Origin of the sequence: Algivirga pacifica (genome assembly GCF_039543525.1) — a bacterium.
In the GTDB taxonomy this organism is placed as follows: domain Bacteria; phylum Bacteroidota; class Bacteroidia; order Cytophagales; family Flammeovirgaceae; genus Algivirga; species Algivirga pacifica.
In genome coordinates, this window is record NZ_BAABJX010000039.1 from 58,048 (window position 1) to 66,600 (window position 8,553).

The 8,553-nt window shown below is 40.5% G+C and carries 5 protein-coding genes; 3 read left to right on the top strand and 2 right to left on the bottom strand.

The window, feature by feature from the left end; genetic code table 11:
- Positions 1–153: 153 nt before the first annotated feature.
- Positions 154–1,836 carry a DUF6377 domain-containing protein gene (locus ABD985_RS13625; protein ID WP_345372605.1) on the top strand — a complete coding sequence of 561 codons (1,683 nt, stop codon included), beginning with the start codon at positions 154–156 and terminating at the stop codon, positions 1,834–1,836.
- Between the two features lie 730 nt (positions 1,837–2,566).
- Here ABD985_RS13625 and ABD985_RS13630 read toward each other — a convergent pair.
- A complete protein-coding gene (locus ABD985_RS13630; protein ID WP_345372606.1) occupies positions 2,567–3,322 on the bottom strand; it encodes a TerC family protein in 756 nt (251 codons plus the stop codon).
- Positions 3,323–3,635: 313 nt separating this feature from the next.
- Between ABD985_RS13630 and ABD985_RS13635 the strand changes: the two genes are divergently transcribed.
- Positions 3,636–6,023, top strand: a complete 2,388-nt coding sequence (locus ABD985_RS13635; RefSeq protein WP_345372608.1) for a TonB-dependent receptor — start codon at positions 3,636–3,638, stop codon at positions 6,021–6,023.
- 12 nt (positions 6,024–6,035) lie between these two features.
- Positions 6,036–7,022, top strand: coding sequence for a DUF4249 domain-containing protein (locus tag ABD985_RS13640; RefSeq protein WP_345372610.1), 987 nt, complete (start codon positions 6,036–6,038; stop codon positions 7,020–7,022).
- A 465-nt stretch (positions 7,023–7,487) separates the two neighbouring features.
- Here the strand turns inward: ABD985_RS13640 and ABD985_RS13645 are convergent.
- The coding region (locus tag ABD985_RS13645) for an IS110 family RNA-guided transposase (RefSeq protein WP_345372612.1) at positions 7,488–8,553 on the bottom strand (1,066 nt) is incomplete at its 5' end.

An 8,553-nucleotide genomic window follows, 5' to 3' on the forward strand; every position in this document is an offset into this window, starting at 1 on the left:
AGCGTCCACGCTACGACCTTAATATAAATTGAGCGTCCTCGCTCAATGGTTGATGCAAGCGTGGACGCTTGTATTATGTTTTGGTCGTAGCCTAGAGGCTACGACCAGATAGGGGACATCATGTAATGGATTCAACATACACAGATCATCGAGATGAAAGCACTCTACTTTTTAGCACTATTGATACAAGCCTTAATGTGGTTTACTCCACAGGCAATAGCACAACTTTCTCCTAAGGTAGAACAAAAGTTACAAGAGCTGGAAAAAGAATACGCCAATCGAAATGCCTATAATCAGCAGAGGGAAGATCAACTAAAGCAACTGCGAATACAAGAACAGAAGTACTGGGAAGCCCAACGTTATACTTCCTGTTTTGAAGTACAGCGGCAGTTATTGGATTTATTATTGGCTTATAAAGGTAAAGAAGCCTTGCGGCAAGCGAATGCGCTGATGAAAACAGCAGAAGCATTGGAGAACCAGCAAAGGATATATGAAGCCACATTGAAAAAAGCTGAGGTGCTACTCTCACTGGGAGTATTCATTAAGGCAAAGGAATTGTTGCAGGCAATACCTTCTCATCAATTACTGGATCAGGAACTCCGTGTAGATTATTACTTTTTGCAATATCGGCTGAACTACGATCTGGCTGAGTACACCCAATTAAAAGAGTTTTATAAGGATTACCAGCAAACAGGTGGGATCTATGCCGATTCCGTCCTTATGCTAGCCAAGGATGGAAGCTTTATAGCCTCTTTGGTCAAAGCAGTTGAATATAGCCGCCATGGAAAAAATCAAGAAGCTGTTGCTATCTATGATCGTGTCATTGAAGAAAATAAAGCAAGTTTTCATCAGCTTGCGATGACGCATGCAAGCAAGGGGTGGGTGCAAGCGACCAAAGAGGCGCAAATCCTTGAACTGCTACAAAGCGCGATCTACGATATCAAATCCAGCACGTACGAAACAACAGCCAACCATCTGCTAGCGGTATACTTTATGGATATAGGAGAACTGGAGTTAGCAGATCGATTTATGCAAAGGGCATTGGAAAATGCCAGGATATATGGTGCCCGACAGCGAATTGCCCAGATCAATATCTTATGGCCAGTGATTGAGGCTCAGATCAAGGATATGGAAGAAAAGCGTCAACTATTCTGGAAAGTATCTTTCTTTGTTCTTTTTTCTCTCAGTGTACTTTTATTGTTACAGACTTTTCGTTTGAAAAAGAGAAATCAAAAAGTACGCACTGCCCAATCTCAGATGACAGAGAAAAATAAAGAGCTAGAACAAAACTATCAAAGAATTAGAGAAAGTCAGGATTTATTAAACCAGCAGCATGGAGAGCTGCAGCAGGTTAATGAGCAATTACGAAAGGCTAATGCTTTGAGGGAGGGGTATGTCAAACAGTTTTTTGAAATAGGAGCACAATTTTTTGAGCAACTAGATCATTTTCATCAAACCGTGGGAGGCCTGTTGGTACAAAAGAAATATAGTAAGATTGAAGCCCTGATCACCCAATACAAGCCCAAGAAGCAGAGAGATTTATTCTATCGTAATTTTGATGAGCTCTTCCTGGATCTATATCCTACCTTTATTCAGGACTTGGAAAGAATAACAGGAAATACAGGAACATTTAATGTGGAAGGGGAGAAGAAGTTAACTCCTGAACTAAGGGTCTTTGCCCTGATGCGTTTGGGGATTAACGATACGGATCGGGTAGCTAATATTTTAGGGTTGACCAAGAATACCATTTATGCCTATAGGAATAGAGTAAGGGCTAAAGTACCAAGTAGTACGGAGGATTTTGAGCAACAGTTGATGGAGATTTCATCCATCTAGGGGCACCCCCAATGCAGTCAATTTAAGCTAAGAACTGGTCGTAGCGTCCTCGCTACGACTAAAATCATAACTTGAGCGTCCTCGCTCAAGGCCTTAAAAACGGGAGCGAGGACGCTCCCACTATGTTTAAGTCTTAGCCTGGAGGCTAAGACTAGTGTCTACCTTTTCTTAAATTGACAGTATTGGGGGCAACCACAAGGGTTGCCCGTCCTTCTGTAGCCCGATACCCGATATATTATTCCGCAGACAGCAAAAGGATTAACCTGAAACAGTATAATATAACTTGTGACTGGCTTGTTTCCCTGAAAGCAGTTATCAAATGCTAGTAATTAATAGTGAAATTGAGGTAGAAGGTGTGAAAAAGCAAAAAGGATTATTGCAGGATCAAAGTGTAGGATATACATTTGTTCTAAGCGTTAAGCTTATCATGTTTAGAAATCATTAGTCAGATAAAAAATATAGGTAACCCCAAAGGGGTACCCAAAAGTAAAATAGCTTTAGTACACACAGTTATGAAAAACCACTACCCTTTGGGTGGTGGTTTTTTTTGGCTTCCAACAGTTGAGGCGGCTTGTGCCGCTGGTTGAGCGCTTTGCTGTTGAGTAGCCCTTCGGGCTGTTGAGAAAGAGTAGTACTGCAAAATCTCAAAGTGAGAAGTACAACTCAACGGAGCGAAGCTCCACTCAACAGCGAAGCCCTCAACTAGCGGCGCAAGCCGCCTCAACCTTAATTAAACGGTTTCTGTAGCCTTTGATTTTTTGATGTTTTTTACCCTTCTCATATTGAGCATTTCAACTCCAAAAGCAAACGCCATGGCAAAGTAAACATATCCTTTTGGTACTTCCTCTCCAAAGGATTCGATCACCAATAAGAAGCCAATAAGCACCAGGAAAGCCAGGGCCAATAGTTGAATGGTTGGGTGATTATTAATAAATCCAGCAATCTTTTTGGAGAAAGCCAACATGACAGAAAGTGATAGCACTACGGCAATAATCATAATCATGATTTCTTCCACCAGGCCAACGGCTGTCAGAATAGAATCAAAAGAGAAGACAATGTCAATCAGTACAATTTGGATGATACTTTTCCATAATACATTACTTTGTTTGGCTTTAAGCTCTGCTTCTTCATCTCCCTCTACTTTATGGTGAATTTCAGAAACACTCTTACCTAATAGGAACATACCTCCTACAAGAAGAATAAGGTCACGACCACTAAACTCAGGATCAATATGAAAATACTTTAAGAAATCGATTGTGAGTAATGGCTCTTTCAAGGAGATTAGCCAGGTAATGCCAAAAAGTAAAATAATACGTACACCTAAGGCGAGTATAATACCTACGTTACGTGCAGTGTCTTGTTGATGTTTGGGTAACTTATCACTGACAATGGATATAAAAATGATATTATCTATCCCTAGAATAATCTCTAGAATAGTCAAGGTAAGTAAGCTTATTATCCCTTCTGTGGTGAATAGGAATTCCATAAGTTCGTTTGTTTTATCAAAAAAATTAAAGATAGAATGATGAAAGTACAAGATTTGTAAATTCCACCAAACTATCAAGGAAAACATTATCGGGTTTCATATGGTTAAGGCTTGTGTGAGAAAAAAACAGGTTCATCCTTATATTTTACATCTTCGTCATAATTTATTGTGCTTATTGTATCAACAATTGACTTATTTGCATGGTCGTTGTTAATTAATATTTGCTTCATTTCAAAAAGTAAATGTTGTGTAACGACCATTCATATTACACGATCAATAATGAAAGCAACCAAATATTAGATATCAAAAACCAATGAAAGTCAAATTAATCTTATTGTTACTGTGTGTAGGTATTTTGGGCTTGTCCCAAAATATATATGCGCAAACCAACCGAACGGTGAGCGGGTATGTGATGGATGCTTCCAATGGAGAAGCATTGATAGGGGTGACTGTTCTGGTGAAAGAACTCAATGCCGGTGGAGTAACAAATCCTTATGGGTTTTACTCGATTACGGTGCCTGAAGGTGAGTATACGCTGATATATAGATATCTCGGTTATGAGACTATCCAAAAATCGGTAGACCTGACAGAGCAAAATCAACGTTTTGATATTCGTATCAGTGAAGCTACAGAACAGTTGGAGGAGGTGATTGTTACTGGAGAACGTGCAGACGTCAATGTTTCTCAGGTCGCAATGAGTGTAGAGAAACTGGGAATTGAGACGATTACGAAGATGCCAGCTTTATTAGGAGAGGTGGATGTCGTCAAAAGTATACAGCTTCTTCCTGGTGTTAGTACCGTAGGAGAGGGAGCTTCCGGGTTTAATGTAAGAGGTGGAGGCGTAGACCAGAACCTGGTTTTACTGGATGAGTCTCCTGTATTTAACTCTTCCCATTTATTTGGGTTGTTTTCTGTATTTAACCCTGATGCCATTAAGGATGTCAAGCTGATCAAGGGAGGTATTCCGGCACAGTATGGTGGGCGTTTGTCTTCCTTGTTAGATGTGCGTATGAAGGAAGGAAACTCTCAGAAGTTTTCAGCCCAAGGAGGTGTCGGAGCTATTTTTAGCCGTTTGACGCTAGAGGCACCTATTATCAAAGATAAGTTGTCATTTATTGTGGCAGGGCGACGCTCTTATATTGATGTTTTAGCGAAGCCTTTCTTGAGTGATGATCTTAGCAATTCTGTGTTTAATTTCTATGATTTGACATCCAAGGTTAATTGGAACATCAATGATAAGAACAAAGTATTCTTGTCAGCTTACTTGGGAAGAGACCGCTTTGAAGCCGCAGACTTATTTGGATCGAATTGGGGGAACCGTACGTTGAGCTTGCGTTGGAACCATTTGGCAAGTGAGAAGATGTTTATTAATACCACGGCTTATTATAGTAACTATGATTATCGTCTGGAAGTAGGTAATCCGGAAGAAGATGCCTTTGATTGGAAAGCCAATATTCAGACCTATAGTGTTAAGCCAGAAATGACTTACTACCTGAATGCCAATAATACGATGACCATTGGTGCTAGAGCAACCTTGTATGAGTTTGCTCCCGGAGAAACGGCAGCCATTGTAGCAGGACAGCAGCTTCCTCCTTTTGGAATGCCACTGATGTATGGATTGGAATCAGGGGTATTTGTAGGAAATGAGCAAAAAGTCACTGATGCGCTTTCTTTACAGTATGGACTGAGATTATCTTCTTTTACGTATATGGGAGAGGCGACCACCTTGGAGTATGCCGATGCAGAGGAGCCGGGTACACGTAGACAACCTATTGAAGGTTCAGAAGTAGTATATGATAAATGGGAGCCAATTACGACCTATAGTAATCTTGAGCCAAGATTCTCTGTGAAATACCAGTTTAATGAACTAAGCTCTATCAAAGCCAGCTACAACCGCATGGCGCAATATATTCACTTGATTTCCAATACAACAGCTTCTTCGCCTTTGGATATCTGGTATCCAAGTACAAATAACGTACGTCCGGAGTTGGCGGATCAGGTGGCTTTGGGATACTTCAGAAACTTCAAGGATAATATGTATGAAGCCTCAGTGGAAGTATACTATAAGGATATGCGACAGTTAGTGGACTTTGTCGTAGGAGCAGACCTTTTATTAAATACTTATTTGGAGGGAGATTTGATGGAAGGAATTGGCCGTGCATATGGAACAGAGTGGTATTTGAAGAAGACCAGAGGAAAGTTCAATGGTTGGATTAGTTATACCTTATCTCGATCAGAACGCAAAACAATGGGCATCAATAATGACGAATGGTATGCAGCAAGATTTGACCAAACCCACAACTTAAGCTTGGTCGCTATTTATGAGTTATCGAAGAAATGGAATGTATCATCTAACTTTACGTTGATCTCAGGAACACCAGCGTCTTTCCCTTCGAGTACCTATGAGATTCAGGGATATTCTCCGGCACATAATCCGTCCAATATGAGAAACAATTACCGTATCCCGGCTTATCACCGTTTGGACTTGTCTATCACCTATGATCCGGAAAGCAAACGCCGATGGGATGGAGAGTGGGTACTTTCGATCTATAACGTATACAACCGTAGAAACCCATTCTCAATTTATTTCCAACCGAATGCAGATCGTAGACCGGAAAATGTGGTGACCGATAACCAAGCGGTACAGTTATCCATTATAGGCTCTATTGTTCCTTCTATTTCATATAATTTCAAATTCTAGTGAGTGATTGACATGAGAAAATATTATTCAATATATATCGGACTTATAGCACTTCTTGGATTGGCAAGTTGTGAGGATATCGTAGAAATTGATTTGGAAGAAGGAGAAACGCAGTTTGTGGTCGATGCTTTTATCAATAATCAATTCAAGGAGCAGCAAATTCGCTTGTCGTACACCAAGCCATATTTTCAATCAAGTAGGGCAGATGCTGTAGTTGGCGCTACAGTGACTGTAGAAGAACTGAATGGTTCAGGTAGAGTATTGTCTTTCACTGACCCGGATGAGGATGGAATCTACACTTGGATGCCAGCTTCGGAGGCTGATACCTTGATGATTCATGCAAGAACTGCAGAAGGGGTAAAGGGCGATTTCTATGAGAACCAATATCGATTGGAAGTACAACATGGAGAGTATACTTTTGAGTCGTATACTTCTATTGAGAGGGTTCCTTCAATTGATTCCTTGAAATTGGTAACTGTAGAGGCGAGCTTATTCTTTCCTGTAGAGACGATTGTTGGAGAACTATGGGCAACAGATTTTCAAGGGAAAGATGATTTCTACTGGCTAAAGACTTGGAAGAATGGGCGATTACTGGATAAAGTACAAGAAATTGTACTTGTACATGATATTATCCCTGGCTTGAATAATAATCCTTTGTCAGATGGAACACCTTTTATTCCTCCTGTACGTTTGGGCGTAAATCCAACGGCAGATGCCGATGATGCATTCAATACCCCATTTTATGAGGTGGGAGATTCTATTTATGTAGAGCTACACTCTATCACAGGTACAGGGTTTAACTTTATGTCTGAGATGCAGTCCAACATGAGCAATGGAGGATTGTTTGCTCCTCCGATTGTCAATGTTCCGACCAATATCATTCCTATGAATGAGAAAAGTGAAGGAAAAGTGGTGGGGATATTTTGTGGCTCTGCCATCAGCACGATTGGCGTGAAAATCACGGAGCAACCACCAAAAGACGATAGCTTTGGGTTCTAGTAGGCTAAATGCTAAGTCTGTTGATATGTAGCTCCTTGCCTCATGGCAAGGAGCTGTTTAGCACTATAGCCAATAGATGAGTCGCTCTTAGAGTTACCCCCAATGACGTCAACTTAACGGAGTGGTAGACACTGGTCTTTGCGTCCTCGCGAAGACCAAAACATTATTTGAGCGTCCACGCTCAAGTTTATAAAACGGGAGCGAGGACGCTAGGATTAGGATTTAGCTTAAGGTACTGTGATAAAAAGCAAGAAATATTATTGTATTTTTTGTAGATTAACAACTTGAAAGGAGATCAGAAAGTATTCTTTCTGAATCTACCTCGTGTAGCCACCACCGTGTGGCTACTTTTTTTAGGCATAAAGAGTCTGTTTCACCCTTTTCAGGCGAAAATTTTCGCTCAGCTCGTTACTCTCGCATGCTGTCATTTATCGCCTTCAAGGGCGAGCTAACTTTTAGCCATCGTTAATCTAACGTCTTTTCAATTATATTTTCTTTCTTTTTACTGTCATAGTCGGGGTCAAAATACTGTTCTGTTTTCCACAGAGTGTACATTAACTTTAGCAGTTTAGACTGAACAGCGACATAGCCTTTCATCTTATAACCAGAACGTTCATAGATTCTTTGCTGTAGATTTTTAAAACCTCCCACCTCATAACGTACTACGTTTAAAGCTGCCATGTGCATAATGCGACGAATATGGCTGTTGCCCTTTTTAGAAATACTGGAAGTCCCTCTCCGTTGACCAGATTGATTCTCCCTAACATCATAACCAGCATAACTGGTTAGTTGCTTAACGTTACTGATTAGTGCAAATCCATTGGTCTCTGCCACCACGACAGCTGCAGTTATTAAGCCTACTCCTTTGATCGATGTAATACAAGCCACTTTCTTGTGAAGTGCTTCATCTTTCTCAATCAGAGACTTAATTTTCCCTTCTATCTTCTCCAATTGTTTTTCAATGACCGCTAAAGTTTCTTCAAGTCCCTTAGAGACCTCTTTAAGTACATATATATTATGGGCTAACTGTTTTTGCTGATTCTTTAACTGCACCAGCACTTTACACAAATCCTCGTGATGACGAGTCATGCCTCGTAATGTATATAAACTTTTAGATAAAGGTTGCCAGGTCGCTAACTGTTGGTCAGCACCCATCTGAGCTAACCCTTTTGCATCAATCTGGTCCGTTTTACTTTTCAGCCCTAAGCTCTTCAAATAACTTTTAGCACGATTGGCTAATACTACATGCACCCTTTGTTGCTGTTCGAATAAAAACCAAGCTAATTGTTCATGATAATTACCTGTAGCTTCAAGTACAAAGCTGCACGGGAGTTTCTCCTGTTGACGCTTCTCATACCAAACCTTGAAAGAGAGAAAGCCTGATGAGCTATTATCAAAAGTTCTGCTGCCTTTAATCTTACTACTTCCCTCAGGGATTCTGTGAAGGAACACTACTTTGAAATCCTTTTGGCTTTGTTGCAACGAGTCTATACTCTCTAAGGCTCGTTGCTTATTTTTAAATTTTGAACGA